This window comes from Pseudomonas gingeri, from assembly GCF_013386165.1.
Classification (GTDB): Bacteria; Pseudomonadota; Gammaproteobacteria; order Pseudomonadales; family Pseudomonadaceae; genus Aquipseudomonas; species Aquipseudomonas gingeri_C.
The window spans coordinates 817,484-837,852 of sequence record NZ_JACAOS010000003.1; the positions used below are offsets into that span (position 1 = coordinate 817,484).

A 20,369-nucleotide genomic window follows, 5' to 3' on the forward strand; every position below is an offset into this window, starting at 1 on the left:
TGGGGACCTAGAGGTCGCGGACTGGCCGCAAACCGCTGGCGAGGATCCTGCTGGCCCGCTTGGCCTTGGCCAGGCCATCGGCATCGCCATTGAGCAGGCCTTGCAACGCCCCCGCACAGAGCCGCGACTGGAAGTCATCGCGTCCGGCGAATTGCTGATGCAGCAGTTCGACCCCTTGCAAGGCCATGGCCAGGATCGCCTCGACACCGCCCGGCCCCTGGATCGAACTGATCATCACATGGCGCAGGGCCTTCTTGTACTGGCTCTGGGTGCGGATCGCGGTGATATCGACACCGCTATCGGCAAAGACCTTCTCCAGCAACCCGCGCACGGCGTCGTCCTGGACAAAGGGTTCGCCGCAGTCATCCTCGAACACCAGGCCCTTGGCGGTGAGGGTGACCCCTGTGCTGTGCTCGGTCATTCTGGCTCCTTGTAGATCACGGCAGGTTTCCAGTTTGCAACCAACCGGGTGATCAGACAAATGAAAAGCGCTCGAAAAAGTGCTACTCGTCATGACTGTTCAAGAGTTTCAGGCAACGCTGCAACACCTCCGAGACATCGCCCGCGCGGTAACTGAGGACGATCGGCGAGGTGATGCTGCTGTCCTGCAACGACGTATAGCCGATGTCATCCCGGTGCAGGCGCTGCACCGACGCCGGCACCAGGGCAATGCCGACCCCGGCGGCCACCAGGCCGATGGTGGTCTGCAGTTCGTTGGCCATCTGCGCCACGTGGATACTCAGGCCATGCCCGGCAAACACCCCCAGGACATGGTCGGCATAACTCGGCCGAGGGCTGGCGGGGTAGAGGATAAAGGGCTGCGTAGCCAACTCTTGCAGGCTGACCGGCCGCCCGAGCAGCGGATGCCCGGCCGGTAAGGCCGCGACCAGAGGATCCTGGCGCAGGACTTTCTGCACGATGGCCGGGTCATCGAAGAGCATCCGGCCAAAACCGATATCGATCCGCCCGCTTTTCAGCGCCTCCAGTTGTTGCAGGGTAATCAGCTCCGACAGGCCCAGTTCGATATCGCCGAAACTGCGCAGGCGGCGAATCAGGTCGGGCAGGGCGCCATAGAGGGTCGACGGCGCAAAGCCGATACCCAGCCAACGCTTGCGACCGGCCGCCACGCGCCGGGTGTCCTCACAGACCCGATCCAATTGCTCGAGCAACTGGCTGGAATGCTCCTGGAAAAAGCGCCCGGCCTCGGTCAGGCGCAACGGCCGCGAGCGTTCCAGCAGCGCAACCCCCAACTCGTCCTCCAGTTGCTGGATCTGCCGGCTGAGGGGCGGCTGGGCGATATTCAACTGCTCGGCCGCGCGGGTGAAGTTCAAAGTCTGGGCGAGCACCTTGAAATAACGCAAATGACGAAGCTCCACGATACCTCCTGGGTATGAAGCGAGACTTATTCAATATTGGACCGGCGCCGCCTGGAGCGTCAATCATGGCCTGAAGACAAACACTCCGTAGATGGATACGCCATGAGCGCTGTAACGATCGAACACTTCGATACCCAGATTGTCGACTTGCCCACCATTCGGCCGCACAAACTGGCGATGCACACCATGCACGGGCAGACGCTGGTTATCCTGCGTATCCGTTGCAGCGATGGCATCGTCGGCATCGGCGAGGCCACCACCATTGGCGGCCTCGCGTACGCCGGGGAAAGCCCGGAAAGCATCAAGGTCAACCTCGATACCTGGTTCGCGCCGCTGCTGGTCGGCCAGGACGCCAGCAATGTCAACGCCGCCATGCAGCGGGTCGACCGGGCCATTCGTGGCAATACCTTCGCCCGTTCGGCGGTGGAGACCGCCTTGCTCGATGCCCAGGGCAAACGCCTCGGGCTGCCGCTGGCCGAACTGCTCGGTGGCCGGCTGCGGGACGGCGTGGAAGTGGCCTGGACCCTGGCCAGCGGCGACACCGCCAAGGACATCGAGGAAGCCGAGCGCATGCTCGACTTGCGCCGCCATCGGCATTTCAAACTCAAGATCGGCGCCGCTGAACCGGCCCGGGACATCGCCCATGTCGCGGCGATCAAGCGTGCCCTGGGCGACCGCGCCAGCGTGCGGGTGGACGTCAATCAAGCCTGGAGCGAGGCGGTGGCGGTGCGCGCCTGTCGGCAACTGGCCGATGCCGGGGTCGAACTGATCGAACAACCGCTGTCCCGGCATGATCGCGCGGGGATGGTGCGCCTGAGTGCCCACAGCCCGATCCCGTTGATGGCCGATGAAGCCATCGAGTCGGTGCAGGACAGCTTTGCCCTGGCCCAAATGGGCGCCGCGAGCATTTTCGCCTTGAAGATCGCCAAGACCGGTGGCCCCCGCGCGGTATTGCGCACGGCAGCGATTGCCGAGGCAGCGGGCATCGGCCTGTACGGTGGCACCATGCTCGAAGGCAGTATCGGCACCCTGGCAGCCGCGCATGCTTTCGCCACCCTCGACAAACTGGAGTGGCACACCGAGCTGTTCGGCCCGTTGCTGCTGACCGAAGACATTCTGATCGAACCGCCGACTTATCGTGATTTCCAGTTGCTGATCCCGCGTACCCCGGGGCTTGGCCTGCAACTCGATGAAGCACGCCTGGCGCGCTTTGCCCGCCACTGACTTCCTGAACCGAGAGGACCTTCACACCATGCTTTTTCACGTCCGCATGACCGTCAAACTGCCCACTGACATGCCCGCCGAACAGGCCGCGCAGCTCAAGGCCGAGGAGCGCGAACTGGCCCAGCGCCTGCAACGGGAAGGCACCTGGCGCCACCTTTGGCGCATCGCCGGCTTGTATGCCAATGTCAGCGTTTTCGATGTGCCGGATGCCCAGGCATTGCACGACACCTTGATGCAACTGCCGCTTTATCCCTATATGGAGATCGAGGTCATGGCGCTGTGCAGGCATCCTTCTTCGGTCCATGCCGACGACCGCTGAGCCCGGGTTTTCCAAGGTTTGCATCCACAAGAACAATGATGAGGAACACCAGCATGACCGTTCGTATTTCCCAAACTGCCGAAGTCCAGAGCTTCTTCGAAGGTGCCGCCGGTCTTGACCAACCGGCCGGCAACCCACGGGTGAAGCAGATTGTCCATCGCGTGCTGACCGACAGCATCCGCCTGATCGAAGACCTGCGAGTCACCCCTGAAGAGTTCTGGAAGGCGGTGAACTACCTGAACGAGCTGGGCAGCCGTCAGGAGGCTGGCTTGCTGGTCGCCGGCCTGGGCCTGGAACATTACCTCGACCTGTTGCTGGATGCCGAAGACGAGCAGGCCGGCCATGTCGGCGGCACCCCACGGACCATTGAAGGCCCCTTGTATGTGGCCGGCGCGCCGCTGTGCGAGGAGCAGGCACGGCTCGATGACGGTCTTGATCCGGGCACCTTGCTGTTGATGCGCGGCCAGGTCCGCGACCTGGAAGGCAAGCCGCTGGCCCACGCGATTGTCGATGTCTGGCACGCCAACACCGGCGGTACCTATTCCTACTTCGACCCGTCGCAATCGGAATTCAACCTGCGCCGGCGCATCCGCACCGATGCCGAAGGTCGTTATCGCTTTCAGAGCATCGTGCCGTCCGGCTACGGCTGCCCGCCGGACGGCCCGACCCAGCAGTTGCTCGATCAGCTGGGCCGACACGGCCAGCGCCCGGCGCATATCCACTTCTTTATTTCCGCTCCGGGGCACCGCCACCTGACCACGCAGATCAACCTGGCCGGTGATCCGTACCTGCACGACGACTTCGCCTATGCAACCCGCGACGAGTTGATTGCGCAGGTGGTCTTCAAGGAGGACGCCAGCGGTCGGCGTGCCGAGATCGATTTCGATTTCGCCCTGCAGTCGACCGACGCCGCCAAGGAGCAGGACAAGGGTGAGCGGGTGCGGGCCCTCGAAGCCTGACCCTCGCCGCGTTCCGGCGTAACAGGTCCCGCGTGCATTTGCCCGCGGGGCTTTTGTCGTGACGCCAGCCTTGAATAGAACAACAACAGAGGCTTATTCCATGACCACCCTGTTGAGTGAGCGCAGCCGAATCTTCGACCAGGCCGATGCCTACGCGGTCTCCGAATATGTCAATCAGCATGTCGGCAGCCATTGCATTCGCCTGCCGCCCAAAGGCCGTCCGCAGGCGAGCATCAAGCACCGCACGTTTTCCAGTCTCGACCTCTGCCGCATCAGCTACGGCGCCCGGGTCCAGGTGATGTCGCCGGCCCTGGAGACCATCTACCACCTGCAGATTCTCCTGAGCGGACATTGCCGCTCAAGCGCCCGTGGCGAGGAGCGGATCTATACCCCCGGTGAGATCCTGCTGATCAACCCGGATGACCCGGTGGACCTGACGTATTCGGCCGACTGCGAGAAATTTATCGTCAAACTGCCGGTGCGGCTGCTGGAAAATGCCTGTCTGGACCAACACTGGTTGCTGCCGCGCCAGGGCATCCGCTTCGACGCTGAGCGCCGCGACCTGGCCGGGCTGGACGGTCTGGTGCCGTTGCTGACGCTGATCTGCCACGAAGCCGAGAGCTGTGCGGCGCCCGAAGTGCAGGCGCTGTATGAGCGCATTGTCGCCAGCAAGTTGCTGGGGCTGATGGCGAGCAATGTCCAGCGGGTCTGCCCCAATACCGGGGACAGCAGCGGCTTTGAGGCGGTACGGCAGTTTATCGAAGCGCATCTGCGCGATGAGATCGGCATCGCGCAACTGCGCGAGGTGGCGCGGGTCAGCGAGCGCTCCCTGTACTTGCTGTTCGAGCGCCATGTCGGCCTCTCGCCCCGCGATTATGTACGCCAACGCAAGTTGGAGCGGGTGCACGCCGTGCTTCAGTTGCCGGGCGCCCGCAGCGTCACCGAAGTGGCACTGGACCATGGTTTTGTGCACCTGGGGCGCTTTTCCGAAACCTATCGCAAGCGCTTTGGCGAGCTGCCTTCGCAAACCTGGCGGCGTCGGCAGGAGGCGGTTGCGCTGGGCGGATAGCGATTTGCAGGGGGCGGATATTGTGACGGTCAGGGCAGGCATAAGGTGAGGGCGCCTGAGACAAGAACAATGGAGGGCCCAGCCCATGACCGAGACACTCGACAGACTCGCCGGCCAGATCCGCGAGTCGGTTCAGGACGACCCCGCTCGCGGAGTTTTCCGCTGCCGCCGCGATATCTTCACCGACCCCGAACTCTTCGCTCTGGAGATGAAACACATTTTTGAAGGCGGATGGGTCTACCTGGCCCATGAAAGCCAGGTCCCGGAGATCAACGACTACTTCACCACCTTTATCGGCCGCCAACCGGTGGTGATCACCCGCGACAAGCAGGGCGTGCTGCATGGCCTGGTCAACGCCTGTGCCCACCGTGGCGCCATGCTCTGCCGACACAAGCAAGGCAACAAAGGCTCGTTCACCTGCCCGTTCCACGGCTGGACCTTCAGCAATAGCGGCAAGCTGCTCAAGGTCAAGGACGGCAAGACCGGCGCCTATCCCGATCAGTTCGACTGCGACGGTTCCCACGACCTGCGGCGCCTGGGGCGTTTCGAGAACTATCGCGGGTTCCTGTTCGGCAGCCTGTCGGAGCAGGTTCCAACGCTGAAGGATTACCTGGGGGAAACCCGGATCATCATCGACCAGATGGTCGATCAGGCCCCCGAAGGCCTGGAGGTCCTGCGCGGCAGTTCGACCTATGTCTACGACGGCAACTGGAAGCTGCAAATCGAGAATGGCGCAGATGGTTACCACGTCAGTTCCGTGCACTGGAACTACTCGGCGACCATGCAGCGGCGCAATTATGAGTCCGAGGGCACACGCACCGTGGACGCCAATGGTTGGTCGAAAAGCCTGGGCGGCGTCTACGCCTTCGAGCATGGTCATATTCTGCTCTGGACCCGTTTGCTCAACCCGCAGGTGCGTCCGGTGCATGCCCATCGCCAGGCCCTGGTCGAACGCCTGGGTCAGGAACGTGCCGACTTTATCGTCGATCAGACCCGCAACCTGTGCCTGTACCCCAATGTCTACCTGATGGACCAGTTCTCGACGCAGATCCGCGTGGTGCGGCCGCTCGCCGTGGACAAGACCGAGGTGACCATCTATTGCATGGCGCCCAAAGGCGAAAGCGCCGAGGAGCGCACCACCCGCATCCGCCAGTACGAGGATTTCTTCAATGTCAGCGGCATGGGCACGCCGGATGATCTGGAGGAGTTTCGTTCCTGCCAGACCGGCTACCAGGGTTCGACTCCGTTGTGGAACGATCTCAGTCGCGGGGCGAAACAATGGCTGGAAGGCGCCGACGAGAACGCTCGGGCAATGGGCATGAACCCGCAGCTCAGCGGTATCAAGACCGAGGACGAGGGTCTGTTCGTACGCCAGCATGCGCACTGGGCCGCCAGCCTGCTCACGGCGCTGGAACGCGAGCGCCAGGGCTTGATTGCCACGGACAAGGAGGGCCAGGCATGAACGTCTCACGCGACCGACTGCTGGATTTCCTCTACCGCGAAGCCCGTTTGCTCGACGACCACCAATGGGACGACTGGCTGCAATGCTACAGCCCGCAGGCGCAGTTCTGGATGCCCGCCTGGGATGACCAGGACCGCCTGACCGAAGACCCGCAGCGCGAGATCTCGTTGATCTACTACCCCAACCGCGACGGCCTGGAAGACCGTGTGTTCCGGATCAAGACCGAGCGCTCCAGCGCCAGTACCCCGCAACCGCGCACCCTGCACCTGATCGCCAATCTGGAAGTGCTCGGCGGCGATGAACGTGAGGTCGAGTTGCGTTTCAACTGGCACACCCTCAGCCATCGCTACAAGACCACGGACGCCTACTTCGGGACCTCGTTCTATCACCTGGATGTCAGCGGAGAACAGCCGTTGATCACCCGCAAGAAGGTGATACTCAACAACGACTATATCCACCAGGTTATTGATATCTATCATATTTGAGGGTGACCACATGACCTACCGCATCGCCCTGAACTTCGAGGACGGGGTCACCCGTTTTATCGACTGCAAAGCCGGTGAAAAGGTGCTCGACGCCGCCTTTCGCCAGCGGATCAACCTGCCCATGGACTGTTCCGACGGCGTCTGTGGCACCTGCAAATGCCGTTGTGAAAGCGGCGTCTATGACCTCGGCGAAGAGTATCTGGAGGAAGCGCTGGGGGCCGATGAAGTCGAGCAGCGACAGGTGCTGACCTGCCAGATGGTTCCGCAAAGCGACTGCGTGCTGGCCGTGCCGGTGCCGTCCAGTGCTTGCAAGACCGGCACCTCGCGGTTCGATGCGACCTTGGCCGAGATCACCGCCCATGCCGATGCGGCCCTGGAAGTTCGCTTTTCACTCGACCAGGCTCCCGTGTTCCTGCCGGGGCAATACGTGAATATCGGCGTTCCCGGCAGCGAACAGACGCGCTCGTACTCGTTCAGCAGCTTGCCCGGTGACTGCCACGCAAGCTTTCTGATCAAGCATGTCCCTGGCGGGTTGATGAGTGGTTGGCTGGGCCGGGCGAAACCCGGCGAGAAGGTCTCGATGAGCGGGCCGCTGGGCAGTTTCTATCTGCGCGTAGTGACCCGGCCGCTGCTGTTTCTGGCCGGCGGCACCGGGCTGGCGCCGTTTCTGTCGATGCTCGAAGTCCTTGCCGAGCGCCGCGAACGTCAGCCGGTCCACCTGATCTATGGGGTTTCCCGGGACCAGGACCTGGTCATGCTCGACGCGTTGCTGGGGCTGTGCGAGCGCTTGCCGAATTTCAGCTTCGTCACCTGTGTCTCCGACCCGCAGACGTTGCATCCACGCCAGGGTTATGTGACCCAACATATCGCGCCCGAGATGCTCAACGCGGGTGAGGTCGACGTTTATCTGTGCGGACCGCCGCCGATGGTCGATGCCGTACGCCAGCATTTCAAGGCCGAAGGCGTGACCCCGAGCAACTTCCTGTATGAGAAGTTCACCGCCAATACCGTCGCTACCGGCCATGCCGCCTGAGGAGATCGTGATGAACCCACGTTTCAAGGACAAGGTCGCGCTGGTCACCGGCGCGGCCCAGGGCATCGGCCGGCGAGTGGCCGAACGCTTGCTGGAGGAGGGCGCCTGGCTGGTGGCCGTGGACCGTTCCGAACTGGTCCATGAGCTGCGCGGCGAGCGCACCCTCAGCCTGACCGCCGACCTGGAGCAGCATGCCGGCTGCACGGAAGTCATGGGCGCTGCTCATCGGCGTTTCGGGCGGATCGATATCCTCGTCAATAACGTCGGCGGAACTATCTGGGCCAAGCCTTTCGAGCACTACCAGGAGAGTGAGATCGAAGCCGAGGTCCGCCGCTCGTTGTTCCCGACCCTGTGGTGCTGTCATGCGGTGTTGCCCTATATGTTGGAGCAGGGCAGCGGGGCGATCGTCAATGTCTCGTCGGTGGCGACTCGCGGGGTCAATCGGGTGCCCTATGGCGCGGCCAAGGGCGGGATCAATGCCTTGACCGCGTGTCTGGCCTTCGAGACCGCCGGGCGTGGAATTCGGGTCAATGCCACGGCACCGGGCGGCACCGATGCGCCGCCACGGCGTATCCCACGCAACACCCAGACACCCAGTGCGGATGAACAAGCCTGGTACCGACAGATCGTCGAGCAGACCGTGGACAGCAGCTTGATGAAACGTTACGGCCGCATCGATGAACAGGCCGGGGCGATCCTTTTCCTCGCTTCTGAAGACGCCTCCTATATAACCGGGGTGACCTTGCCGGTGGGAGGCGGTGACCTGGGCTGACCCCCTTCTCCGTCCGGGTGTTTCGGCACTCGGATCGGCTTAAATCCGCTGTAGCGGAGCGGATTCCGCGCATAACCCCCTATTTTTCTCAGACGTTGGACGAGGAAGCCAGGGGTTTGTCGTCCTGCGAGGCGCAGACCAGAGCCTTCTGAAAAAGTTTCATCTTTCAAGGGTTAAGTTTCATCTGAAACAAATTGTATTAAAAAAACGTCAGGCCTACCATGCGCGCAATTCGAGACCGGTTCTCATTTCGATTCTCATTTTGACCCTTTTGCCATGGCCAAACCGTATTTGCCGTGTGCAGTAAGGATCAAGTCCTTCTGGAGTCATCGATGCGCGCAATGTCGTACCACCGATCCACACAGCGTGTTGTTCTGTCGACCGCCCTGGCTTGTTCTGTTGCCTGGTTATGGGTCAACCCCGCTTGCGCGGCAAGCGCTGCACCGGCAGCCAATCCGTCCGTCGCGGCGGACGACGTCAACCCTGCGGATCTGCCCGAGGCGGACCTGGCAATCAAGGCTGAGCCCGCGGGTCAGTGGACCGGTTTCCTGACGCGTCAGAACATGCTCGGCGATATCGGTGGGCTGCGCTCCAGCCTGGCGGCTTATGGCGTGACCCTGGGGCTGACGGAAACCAGCGAATACCTGAACAATGCCAAGGGTGGCTTGAATCGCGGCGGGGACTATGACGGTCTCACCACCATGACCCTGAAGCTCGACACCCTCAAGCTTTTCGGCCTGGCCGGCGGCACCCTCAACATCAGTGCGGTGAACGTTCACGGGCAAAACCTGAGCGCGAACAAGCTCGGCACTCTGCAAACCGCCAGCGGCATCGAAGCGGACACCGGCACCCGTCTGTGGGAAGCCTGGTACCAGCAGAAATTCCTCGACGAGACCCTGGACTTCCGGGTCGGCCAGCAAAGTATCGACCAGGAGTTCATGGTCAGTCAGTACGCCAGTACCTTCGTCAATACCATGTTCGGTTGGCCGGCAGTGCCGTCCTATGACATGCCGGCCGGTGGTCCTGCTTATCCGCTGTCTGCCCTGGGTATTCGTGTGCGGGTCCATCCGACCGATGCGGTTACCGTGCTCGCGGGTGTCTATGACGGTAACCCGGCCGGCACCAACGACGGTGATCCGCAACGGCAGAACGCCCACGGCACCAACTTCGACCTGCACACCGGCGCACTGTATATCTCCGAGCTGCAGTACGCCGTCAACCCGGCCTCGCTGGGTCAGACGGAGACCGCCAACCCTGGTCTGCCAGGTCTCTACAAACTCGGCGCCTGGTATAACACCCAGAACTTCGCCGACCAGCGCTACGGCACCGACGGGCTGTCCCTCGGCGATCCGAACAGCAATGGCACCGCCGCCGAGCACTCGGGCAACTACAGCGTCTACGCCGTGGCCGACCAGATGATCTGGCGCCAGGCCCCGGACAGCATGCGTTCGGTGGGTGTGTTCACCCGTCTGATGGGCGCGCCGGGTGATCGCAACCTGATCAGCTTCAGTGCCAACGCCGGTGTGACCCTCGCCGCGCCTTTCGAAGGTCGCGATGCCGATACGGTCAGCCTGGGCCTGGGTTACGTCAAGGTCGGTCGGAACGCCGCAGGTCTCGATCTCGACAGCGGCAACCGCGTGCGCAATGGCGAGACCTTTCTTGAAGCGACCTATCAGTACCAGCTGACCCCTTGGCTGCAACTGCAACCGGACATTCAGTACACGCTTAATCCAGGCGCGGGCCAGAGCCCGAACGATCCGACGCTGCGACTGGGCGACACGCTGGTCTGGGGTCTGCGGACCAACATCACCCTCTAGACCGGACGCTGGCTGGGCGCTTTGCGCCGGCCTGACTGCACCGATCCGCTTTGTTTGATTTCGGCCCTGCCTGACAGGGCCTGTCGACTTCGAGAAATCAGGAGTATTGCATGACGTATTCGAGCCTGCCGCGTCTGGGCAAAGGCCTTGTGGCCCTGGCCACGCTATTGACCTTCAATGTCGCTCTGCCGGCACACGCGGATGACGCCCAGGGTTTTCTGACCAGCATCCACAAGCACCAGCCCCTGACATCCACGGTCCCGGACAATGGTGACCAGAACCCGTACGCCATTGCCGTGGCACCGGTGTCCGCCGGGAAAATCCAGAAGGATGACGTGCTGGTCGACAACTTCAACAACGCGGCCAACCTGCAGGGTGTCGGCAGCACGATTGTCGATTACAACCCGACCACCAAGCAGATGTCGCTGTTTGCCCAATTGCCCCACGATCTGGCGCAGTGCCCGGGAGGCGTAGGCCTCAGCACCGCGATGACCATGCTCAAGAGCGGCTGGGTGATCGTCGGCAGCACACCGAGCAATGACGGCACCACCGACACCAAGGGCGCCGGTTGCCTGGTGGTGCTCGACCCGAACGGCAAGGTGGTGGATGTCTGGTCCGGGCCGAACATCAACGACCCATGGGGCAACATGGCGGTGATCGACAACGGTTCCACCGCGACCTTGTTTGTCAGCAACGCCGGCTTTGGTGTCGGCAGCGCCAAGGGCACGCCGCCGGTAGTGATCCAGTCCACGGTACTGCGCCTGGACCTGAAAATCCCGGAAGGCAAGCCACCGGTGATCGCCAACCAGACCGTGGTCGGCAGCGGCTTCAGCGCCCAGGCTGACAAAGGCGTGTTCCTTGTCGGTCCTACCGGCCTGGCGATGGGCAAGGACGACAAGCTGTACGTCTCCGACACGCTCGCCAACCGTATCAGCGAAATCTGGGATGCCACTACCCGGACCACCAGTGCCGGTGTTGGCCGTACGCTGACCAAAGACGGCATGCTGCTGCGTCCTCTGGCGCTGACCACCGCACCTAACGGCCACCTGCTGACCACCAACGGCTTGAACGGCAAGGTCGTGGAAATCGACCCGGACACCGGCAAGCAGCTCTTTGCCCAATGGATCGATGCCAACAAGGCCCAGGTTCCACCGGGTAACGGCGACCTGTTCGGCCTGGTCATCACGCCGACCGGTGACGGCTTCTACTACGTGGAAGACGATATAAACATGCTGGTCCTGGCCAAATGAATACGCACGACGACAGTGCTCCCGGCCTGTCTCGGCGTCGTTTCCTTGGCGCTGCCAGCAGCCTGGCGGTGGCTGCGGGCGTGATCGGCTCGGGCGGCGTTGCCGCCGCCGAGAGCCTGGTCAAGTCCCCGGCTGACCAGGCTCTGGCCGCGGTCGAGCCGTTCTATGGCGTGCATCAGGCCGGGATAGTGACGCCGCAGCAGACACACTCGTTGTTTGCCGCGTTCGATCTGGAAGCCACGGCCCGTGCGGACGTGATCGCCTTGCTCAAGCGTTGGACCCTTGCGGCCAACCGCATGAGCCACGGCGAGACCGCCCAGCCGCTGAAGGCACCCAAGGATGCCGCCGCGCTGGATGGCGGTTCGGCCGAGGGGCTCAGGCCGGCTCGGTTGACCGTGACCTTTGGCTTCGGCCCGGGCTTGTTCATGAGCGACGGCAAGGACCGCTATGGCCTGGCGTCGCGGCGTCCGGAAGCGCTGGTGGATCTGCCGAAATTCAATGGCGATCAACTGGTGCTCGAGAAGTGCGGTGGCGACTTGAGCATCCAGGTCTGTGCCGATGATCCGCAGGTGGCGTTCCATGCCCTGCGCGAACTGCTGGCCCTGGCGGACGGCGTGGCCCTGATCAAGTGGATGCAATCGGGTTTTACCAGCCCTCCGGCTGGCGGCGGCACCACACGTAACCTGATGGGCTTCAAGGACGGGACCAATAATCCATCCACTCGCGACAGCAAGATGATGGACGAAGTGGTCTGGGTCGGCGATGAAGGCGGCTGGATGAAGGCCGGCTCCTATGTCGTGGTACGGCGCATCCGTATTGCGCTGGAGCACTGGGACAAGACGGAGCTGGGGTTCCAGGAAGAAGTGGTCGGCCGTGACAAGGCCAGTGGCGCGCCGTTGGGCAAAACCCACGAGTCCGACCCGCTGGATCTTGAGGCGCAAGACAAGGACGGCAACTCGGTCATCCCGGACAACGCCCATGCGCGCCTGTCCGCCGCCGCTGAAAACGACGGCTCGCAGATTCTCCGTCGTGCCTACTCCTACAACGACGGCGTAGGCTTTTATGCCGAGCGCTGGCCGCCATGGCGCCAGGGCATGATGCTCGATGCCGGGTTGTTCTTCGTGGCTTACCAGCGCGACCCGCGTACAGGCTTTATCAAGATCAACAAGAAACTGGCCACCCAGGACATCATGAACCAGTTCACCACCCATGTCGGGAGTGGGATCTTTGCTTGCCCGCCGGGTGTCAGCGAAGGTTCGTATATTGGTGCCGGATTGTTCGAAGGGCTCGACAGCTAAGGGCTGTCGAGCAGGGCGCAGCCCCCATCGGGGTGCGCGCCTTGGGCTGTAATAATCGCTGTATCTGGAGTATTGCGCATGTCTTTCAAAGTTTTTAACAACAGGTTGCCACGCACTTTCCAATTCGCCTGCCTGGCAGCCGCGATGCTGGCCGGCGGTGTTGCCCAGGCGGCCTCACTGACCCTGTACAGTGCGCAGCATGAACAGACCGTCAATCAGCTGGTCAAGGATTTCGAAAAGCAGACCGGTATTTCGGTAAAAGTACGCACTGGCGAAGGCCCGGAACTGGCTGCGCAACTGCTGGCTGAAGGCAGTGCCTCGCCCGCCGACGTGTATTTCACCGAGAACTCTCCCGAGCTGATGTTGCTCGAAGAGAAGGGCCTGCTGGCGCCTGTGCAGCCTGCCACCTTGTCGACTATCCCGGCGCGCTACAACTCGCCGAGCGGTGAGTGGGTCGGCGTGTTGGCCCGTGAGAACGTGTTGGCCTACAACACCAAGCTGGTCCAACCGGCTGAATTGCCAGCCTCGCTGCTCGACCTGGCCGAGCCGGCCTGGAAAGGCAAGGTGGCCATTGCGCCGGCCGATGCCGACTTCCTGCCATTGGTCAGCGCGATGCTGGCGATCAAAGGCGAAGCCACCACCCTGCAGTGGCTCAAGGGCCTGCGCACCAACTCGCAGATTTTCAACGATGACGAAGGCGTCACCGCTGCCGTCAACCGTGGTGGTGTGGCTGTCGGCGTGATCAACAGCTACTACTGGGCGCGCCTGCACACCGAAGTCGGTGACAAAGGCACCCACAGTGCGCTTTATCACTTTGCTCACGCCGATGTCGGCGCGTTGATCAACGTCTCGGGCGTTGCGGTCCTGAAAACCGCCCGCAACCAGGAAGCCGCGAACAAGTTCGTTGCTTATCTGACCAGCGAGAGCGCCCAGCAGCTGATGGCCAGCAACAAGGTGACCTATGAGTACCCGCTGCGTGCCGGCGTTGCGCCTGATCCTCTGCTCATGCCTTTCAACCAACTGACGCCGCCGACGCTGGACATGAAAACCCTGGGTGACGATAGCCACGCGGTCAAGTTGCTGCGCCAGGCCGGCTTGCTGTAAATGGCCAGTTTGACCGTTGCGGTCAAGTCCGGACGGCGTACGCCGTTCGGACTTTTGCTTGTCTGCACCTGTGTCGCGCTGCTGGTGCTGATGCCGCTGGCGTTCACTCTGAAGCAGGCGACCAGCTTTGGCTACGATGATGCGATCGAATTGCTGTTTCGTCCTCTCGTCGGGGAACTGGCGGTCAATACCTTGCTGATTGTCGTGGCGGCCACCTTGGCCTCGGCGGTGATCGGCACGGCGGTGGCCTGGTTCGTCGAACGTACCCACCTGCCAGGGCGGGGCGCCTGGGCGGTGCTCGCGGCGGTGCCGCTGGCGGTGCCACCGTTCATCACCAGTTATGCATGGGTGTCCTTGAGCCTGTCGTTGCAGGATTTTGCCGGCGCCTTGCTGGTGGTCACCACGGCCTACTTTCCACTGGTTTACCTCCCGGTTTCCGCTGCGCTCAGGGGCATGGACCCGGCCCTGGAGGAAACCGCCCGTTCCCTGGGGCTGGGGCCGTGGCGCTGCTTCTTCCGTGTGGTGCTGCCACAGCTCAAACCGGCCTTGCTGGGCGGCGTGCTGTTGGTTGCCCTCAGTGTACTGTCCGAGTTTGGCGCGTTCGCGCTGTTGCGTTTTCGCACCTTTACCACCGAGATCTACGCCGAATACCGCGCCAGCTTCGACGGTGCCGGGGCGGCGTTGCTCGCCTGCGTGCTGATGCTGTTGTGCCTGATCTGCCTGGTGGCGGAGTTCAAGGTGCGCGGACTCACGCGTTATGACCGGCTCGACCGGGGTACCCGTCGATCGGCCAGCCGCTACGAACTGGGCAGGATGAAGTGGCTGGTCTGGAGCGGCTTTGCCGGTTTGACGATCACGACCCTGGGGGTGCCCCTGGGGATGATCGGCTATTGGTTGCTGCAACACAGTGAGGCGGCGGTGACACCCGTGGAGTTCTCGGCGGAGCAATTGATCAACACCACCTGCGCTTCACTGGGCTTCGGCCTGGCCGGGGCCGTGCTGACCACCTTGCTCGCGCTGCCGCTGGGCTTTTTGCTGGCGCGTTTCCCCAGTCGTATCAGCACGCTGCTGGAACGGATTGCTTATCTGGGGCAGGGCGTGCCGGGGATCGTGATTGCCCTGGCGGTGATTTCGATTTCGATCCGCTTCATCCAGCCGCTGTACCAGAGTGCGGCGATGTTGGTCCTGACCTATGCGATCCTGTTCCTGCCACTGGCCCTGGTCGGTGTGCACGCCACGCTGGTGCAGATCGAACCGCGTCTTGAGGACACCGCACGCTCGTTGGGCCTGCGCTGGTGGCAAACGGCATGGCGGGTAATTCTGCCCCTGGCCGGGCCAGGCATCGGAGCGGCGGCGTCGATGGTGTTTATCACCATCGTCACGGAACTGACCGCCACCTTGCTGCTGTCGCCCATCGGCACCCACACGCTCGCCACCCAGGTCTGGGTCGATACTTCGGCGCTGGCCTTTGCCGCCGCCGCGCCGTATGCGGCCATGCTGGTCGGTATTTCACTGTTTTCCACCTGGCTGCTGATGTCGTTGTTCGGCAAATCGGCGGTGCTGGGTAGCTTCCAATCATAGGGATCGACATGGCTGATGTAGAGATTCGCGGCCTGTGTAAAACGTTTGGCCACAGCCCGGTATTGCGCGGCGTCGACTTGTCGGTGGCCTCCGGTAGCCTGGTGGCCATTCTCGGCCCCTCCGGCAGCGGCAAGACCACCTTGCTGCGCCTGCTCTGTGGTTTCGAGCGCGGTGATGCAGGGACGATTCAGATCAATGGCCAGCGGGTCAGTGGCCCCGGGGTGTTTGTTCCGTCCGAGAAACGTCATATCGGTTATGTGCCGCAGGAAGGCGCGCTGTTTCCGCACCTGTCGGTGGCCGAAAACATCGTCTTCGGCCTGTCGCGGCCACTGCGCAAGGCCCGTCATCGCGTCGCCGAGCTGCTGGAGCTGGTCGGTTTGCCTGGCGACTTTGCCGATCGTTCACCGCATTCATTGTCCGGCGGACAGCAGCAGCGGGTGGCACTGGCACGAGCACTCGCGCCAGCGCCGGCATTGGTTCTGCTGGACGAACCGTTTTCCTCGCTGGATGCCGCCTTGCGTGTGGAGACCCGGCAAGCGGTGGCCCAGGCCTTGTCGGCCGCCGGCGCGACCGCGTTGCTGGTCACCCACGATCAGTCCGAGGCGTTGTCGATGGGCAGTCAGGTCGCCGTGTTATGGAATGGCGAACTGGTGCAAGTGGCGAGCCCCGAGAAGCTGTACCGGATGCCAGTGAGTCCCGAACTCGCCCGTTTTGTCGGCGATGCCATGCTGTTGCCGGGAATCGTCCATGGCGCCCATGTCGCTTCTGCCCTGGGGGCCTTGCGTCTGATGGCTGGCATGCCCGACGGGCCGGTGCGGGTGTTGCTGCGTCCGGAGCAACTCAGGCTTTCAGCCCTGCATGACGGCATGGGCATGGAGGCCGGCAAGGCGCGGGGCAGGGTGCTGAAAGTGGACTACTACGGGCACGATGCCTGTGTGCACCTCAGTCTCTTGGGGGAGGCGGGCTTATCGACCACACTGATTGCGCGTTTATCCGGCCACTCGTGTCCGCGCTCGGGTGATGAGGTCGCCATCAGCGTTGAGGGCGAGGTACTGGCCTATCCCGTGTGATGCTTCAGCACTCAACCAATGCCTGGGCCGGCGGCGCGCCGCCGGTCTTGATGGTCTTGGTCACGATATAGGTGAAGTAGCGTTCTATGCCCAGGTCTTCCAGTAGCAACTGATCGATAAAGCGCTGGTACTGATCGATGTCCGCCGCCTGGATCATGGCGATGTAATCCACACCGCCGCCGGTGGCATAACAGAACGCCACTTCCGCCGCGTCGCTCATGCGTTGTTCGAAGCGGCGCATCTCCTGGGCCGTATGCCGGGCCAGGGTGATCTCCACCAGCAATTGCTGACTCTTGAACACCTGGTTCCAGTCGATCATCGCTCGGTAGCCTTTTACCAGACCTGCGCTTTCCAGCTTGCGTACGCGCTCCCAGGCCGGGGTCACCGATAGGTTGATGGCTTCAGCCAGATTCGACTTGGTGATACGCCCGTCCTCGGAAAGGATCCGCAGGATTTTCAGGTCATAACGGTCAAGCTTGTGCATCGTGAACGAACTCCGCAGGCGACGGGTGGCTATCAGGCCATCAGTCGGGGCCAACTGCAACCGGGTGGTAACGGCTACGACAAAACCCCGATTTCCCGGGTTTTTGTCGTCTCTGCCGAGCGGCCTGGCTGAACTCAGCCGAGGATTTGCGTGGCGACCTGGTCAATCGCGCCTTTGGTGATACCAACGATCAGATCCGCCTCGGCCTCGGTCAGGATCAGCGGTGGGGCGAAGCCGAGGATATCGCCATGGGGCATGGCCCGGGCGATCATGCCGCGTTCGAGGCAGGCGGCCGACACTTTCGGGCCGACTTTCAAGGCCGCGTCGAACGGCGTGCGTTGCTCACGATCGGCCATGAACTCGACGGCGGCAAGCATACCGTCGCCACGCACTTCGCCCACCAGCGGATGGCCTTCGAGGGTTTCGCGCAACCGACGATTCAGGTAACCGCCAACCTGCTCGGCGTTGGCCGTGAGGTTTTCCCGCTCGAGGATATCCAGGTTGGCCAAGGCGGCCGCGGCGCAGATCGGATGCCCGGAATAGGTCCAGCCATGGCCCATGGCACCTTCGTTGGTCGAAGCCTTTTCAATCACGCTCCAGACCTTCTCGCCGATGATCACCGCCGACAGCGGCGCATAGGCGCTGGTCAGGCCCTTGGCGGTAGTGATCAGGTCAGGCCGCATGCCGTAACGCTGGCTGCCCATCTTCGAACCCAGGCGGCCGAAGGCGCAGACCACTTCATCGGCGATCAACAATACATCGTACTTGTTCAGCACCGCCTGAATGGCCGCCCAGTAACCGGCGGGCGGGACCACGATGCCGCCGGTACCCATGACCGGTTCGCCGATAAACGCCGCGACGGTATCCGCGCCCTCGGCGAGGATCATCTTCTCCAACTCATCGGCGCAATAACGGACAAAGGCCGCCTCGTCCATGCCGGCCGGGGCCTTGCGATACCAATGGGGGCAGACCGTGTGTTGGACGCCTTCCACTGGCAGGTCGAAATGCTGATGGAAAGCCGCCAGTCCGGTCAGGCTGCCGGTCATGATGCCCGAGCCGTGATAGCCCCGGTCACGGGAAATGATTTTCTTCTTCTGCGGCCGCCCCAGCACGTTGTTGTAGTAACGCACCAGCTTGACCTGGGTTTCGTTGGCATCGGAACCGGACAGGCCGTAGTAGACCTTTTTCATCCCCTCGGGCGCCCAGTCCATGATGCGGCTGGACAGCTCGATGATCGCTTCGCTCGAGTGGCCGACATAGGTGTGGTAGTAGGCCAATTCCTTGGCCTGTTTGTAGATGGCCTCGGCGACTTCGGTGCGGCCGTAGCCGATATTCACGCAATACAGCCCGGCGAAGGCGTCGATAAATTCGCGGCCCTCATGGTCGCGAATCCGGATGCCCGAGGCGCTCTTGATGATCCGGCCCTTGAGTGCACCACTGGCGTGGTCGTGGGCATGGGTCGAAGGGTGCATGAAGTGCGCGCGGTCTTGTTCGAACAGCGTGTCGAGTGCTTGGTCCATGGTGGATCTCCTTAGCATTAGCCCTGGTGGTGCAGGCAGAAGTATTTGGTTTCGACAAAGGCTTCGAAGCCCTCGGTGCCGCCTTCGCGGCCCAGTCCCGAGGCCTTCATGCCGCCGAAGGGAATCGGGTGACCGGTGAATTTCACGCCGTTGACCGCGACCATGGCGTGGTCGAGCCGGCGAATCAGTGGGTAGATCAGGTCCAGGCGGTTGGAGCAAATGTAGGCGGCCAGGCCGTATTCGGTGTCGTTGGCCATGTCGATGGCCTGCTCCAGGGTGTCGAACGGCATGACCCCGGCGATTGGCGCAAAGTTTTCTTCGCGATAGATGCGCATCTGCGGGGTGACGTCGGCCAGCACCGTGGGCTGGTAGAACAAGCCACCCAAGGCGTGGGCTTCGCCACCTACCAGGCGTCGTGCGCCCAGTTGCAGGGCGTCGGCGACACGCTCAGCCGTCACATCGAAAGCGGCCTGGTGCATCAGCGGGCCGATATCGACGGTTTGTTCCTGCTCGCCCAGCAGCGCCGGACCGACCCGCAGTTCACGCACGGCGGCGGCAAAGCGGCTGAGAAACGCCGGATAGAGCGAGCGCTCGACCATGATCCGGTTGGCCGCGCAGCAATCCTGGCCGGAGGTCTGGAACTTGGCCTCCACCGCGACCTTCACCGCCAGCTCCAGGTCGGCATCGGCGCAGACAATAAAGGGCGCATTGCCGCCCAGCTCCAGCGACACTTTTTTCACGTCAGAGGCCGCGGCCTGTAGCACCAGCTTGCCGACCCGGGTCGAGCCGGTGAAGCTGACCGAGCGTACACGGCTGTCCTGAACCAGGGTTTGCATGACCATCTGCGGTTCGCCCAGTACCACATTGAACACGCCCGCCGGGAAGCCGGCTTCTTCCGCCAACTGCGCCAGTGCCAGGGCCGAATAGGGCGTTTCATGGGCCGGCTTGACCACCACGGTGCAACCGGCGGCGAGTGCGGCAGCGGCTTTGCGGGTGATCATCGCCGAGGGGAAATTCCACGGAGTCAGCAGCGCGCAGACGCCCACCGGCTCCTTGACGGTACCCAGGTGCGCACCGGGTATATGGCTGGGAATGTTCTGGCCATAGAGGCGCCGTGCTTCTTCGGCAAACCAGGGAATGAAACTCGCGGCATAGGCGATTTCGCCGCGGGACTCGGCCAGGGGCTTGCCTTGTTCCTGGCTGAGAATGCGCGCGAGATCTTCCTGGTGTTCGAGGATCAATGCCGCCCAGCGCCGCAGGCTCGTGGCGCGGGCCTCGAGGCTCAGTGCCCGCCAGGGTGCGAACGCCCGGTGCGCGGCATCGATGGCCGCGACAATCTGCGGTTTTTCCAGCATCGGCACATGACCGATAAGGCTGAGGTTGGCCGGGTTGTGCACGGCGATGGTGCTGGCGCTGTCGCTGTGGACCCAATGCCCGTTGACGTAGCACAGGGCCTTGAACAATAGCGGGTGTTTATAGGTCATGGTGTTCACTCCGGATCGTCTGAGTGGAACTAATGCTAGGGGAGTGCGGTGCGCGGGATTAC

19 protein-coding genes are annotated in these 20,369 nt (G+C 62.7%); 14 read left to right on the top strand and 5 right to left on the bottom strand.

Going from position 1 to position 20,369, the window contains the following annotated elements:
- Positions 1-7 precede the first annotated feature (7 nt).
- Entirely contained in the window at positions 8-421 is a 414-nt protein-coding gene (locus HX866_RS08190) for a hypothetical protein (RefSeq protein WP_177101890.1), read from the bottom strand.
- An 82-nt stretch (positions 422-503) separates the two neighbouring features.
- The gene (locus tag HX866_RS08195; protein ID WP_177097828.1) at positions 504-1,376 is read right to left on the bottom strand and encodes a LysR family transcriptional regulator; all 873 of its coding nucleotides are present in this window, start codon (positions 1,374-1,376) and stop codon (positions 504-506) included.
- A gap of 102 nt (positions 1,377-1,478) precedes the next feature.
- Here HX866_RS08195 and HX866_RS08200 point away from each other — a divergent pair, with 102 nt between their 5' ends.
- From HX866_RS08200 to HX866_RS08265, 14 genes are all read left to right on the top strand, one after another.
- Complete coding sequence (locus HX866_RS08200) at positions 1,479-2,600, top strand: muconate cycloisomerase family protein (RefSeq protein ID WP_177097829.1); 1,122 nt, start codon at positions 1,479-1,481, stop codon at positions 2,598-2,600.
- A 28-nt stretch (positions 2,601-2,628) separates the two neighbouring features.
- Positions 2,629-2,919, top strand: a complete 291-nt coding sequence (gene catC / locus HX866_RS08205; RefSeq protein ID WP_177097830.1) for a muconolactone Delta-isomerase — start codon at positions 2,629-2,631, stop codon at positions 2,917-2,919.
- A 53-nt stretch (positions 2,920-2,972) separates the two neighbouring features.
- Positions 2,973-3,878 (top strand): catechol 1,2-dioxygenase, encoded by a 906-nt coding sequence (catA, locus tag HX866_RS08210; RefSeq protein WP_177138901.1) that lies wholly within the window; start codon positions 2,973-2,975, stop codon positions 3,876-3,878.
- A gap of 100 nt (positions 3,879-3,978) precedes the next feature.
- Positions 3,979-4,947, top strand: a complete 969-nt coding sequence (locus HX866_RS08215; protein ID WP_177138903.1) for an AraC family transcriptional regulator — start codon at positions 3,979-3,981, stop codon at positions 4,945-4,947.
- Between the two features lie 85 nt (positions 4,948-5,032).
- Complete coding sequence (locus tag HX866_RS08220; RefSeq protein ID WP_177138916.1) at positions 5,033-6,409, top strand: Rieske 2Fe-2S domain-containing protein; 1,377 nt, start codon at positions 5,033-5,035, stop codon at positions 6,407-6,409.
- Entirely contained in the window at positions 6,406-6,894 is a 489-nt protein-coding gene (gene benB, locus HX866_RS08225) for a benzoate 1,2-dioxygenase small subunit (RefSeq protein ID WP_177138918.1), read from the top strand. Before HX866_RS08220 ends, benB begins: the two co-directional genes overlap by 4 nt.
- Positions 6,895-6,904: 10 nt before the next feature.
- A complete protein-coding gene (gene benC / locus HX866_RS08230) occupies positions 6,905-7,927 on the top strand; it encodes a benzoate 1,2-dioxygenase electron transfer component BenC (protein ID WP_177138920.1) in 1,023 nt (340 codons plus the stop codon).
- A gap of 10 nt (positions 7,928-7,937) precedes the next feature.
- Positions 7,938-8,699 (top strand): 1,6-dihydroxycyclohexa-2,4-diene-1-carboxylate dehydrogenase, encoded by a 762-nt coding sequence (locus HX866_RS08235; RefSeq protein WP_177138922.1) that lies wholly within the window; start codon positions 7,938-7,940, stop codon positions 8,697-8,699.
- 332 nt (positions 8,700-9,031) lie between these two features.
- Complete coding sequence (locus HX866_RS08240) at positions 9,032-10,516, top strand: carbohydrate porin (protein WP_218177411.1); 1,485 nt, start codon at positions 9,032-9,034, stop codon at positions 10,514-10,516.
- 110 nt (positions 10,517-10,626) lie between these two features.
- On the top strand, positions 10,627-11,766 hold the full coding sequence (locus HX866_RS08245; RefSeq protein WP_177097837.1) for a hypothetical protein: 1,140 nt from the start codon (positions 10,627-10,629) through the stop codon (positions 11,764-11,766).
- The gene (gene efeB, locus HX866_RS08250) at positions 11,763-13,064 is read left to right on the top strand and encodes an iron uptake transporter deferrochelatase/peroxidase subunit (RefSeq protein ID WP_177138923.1); all 1,302 of its coding nucleotides are present in this window, start codon (positions 11,763-11,765) and stop codon (positions 13,062-13,064) included. Before HX866_RS08245 ends, efeB begins: the two co-directional genes overlap by 4 nt.
- Before the next feature lie 78 nt (positions 13,065-13,142).
- Positions 13,143-14,168 carry an iron ABC transporter substrate-binding protein gene (locus HX866_RS08255; RefSeq protein WP_177097839.1) on the top strand — a complete coding sequence of 342 codons (1,026 nt, stop codon included), beginning with the start codon at positions 13,143-13,145 and terminating at the stop codon, positions 14,166-14,168.
- Positions 14,169-15,749 (top strand): ABC transporter permease, encoded by a 1,581-nt coding sequence (locus HX866_RS08260; protein WP_177097840.1) that lies wholly within the window; start codon positions 14,169-14,171, stop codon positions 15,747-15,749.
- Positions 15,750-15,757: 8 nt separating this feature from the next.
- Entirely contained in the window at positions 15,758-16,819 is a 1,062-nt protein-coding gene (locus HX866_RS08265; RefSeq protein WP_177138925.1) for an ABC transporter ATP-binding protein, read from the top strand.
- Positions 16,820-16,823: 4 nt separating this feature from the next.
- On the opposite strand, the gene HX866_RS08270 is transcribed toward HX866_RS08265, so the two are convergent.
- The 3 genes from HX866_RS08270 to HX866_RS08280 form a co-directional block, all read right to left on the bottom strand.
- Positions 16,824-17,303, bottom strand: a complete 480-nt coding sequence (locus tag HX866_RS08270; RefSeq protein WP_177124808.1) for an Lrp/AsnC family transcriptional regulator — start codon at positions 17,301-17,303, stop codon at positions 16,824-16,826.
- Positions 17,304-17,437: 134 nt separating this feature from the next.
- A complete protein-coding gene (locus HX866_RS08275) occupies positions 17,438-18,823 on the bottom strand; it encodes an aspartate aminotransferase family protein (protein ID WP_177138927.1) in 1,386 nt (461 codons plus the stop codon).
- Positions 18,824-18,840: 17 nt separating this feature from the next.
- On the bottom strand, positions 18,841-20,307 hold the full coding sequence (locus tag HX866_RS08280; protein WP_177138929.1) for an NAD-dependent succinate-semialdehyde dehydrogenase: 1,467 nt from the start codon (positions 20,305-20,307) through the stop codon (positions 18,841-18,843).
- Positions 20,308-20,369 lie beyond the last annotated feature (62 nt).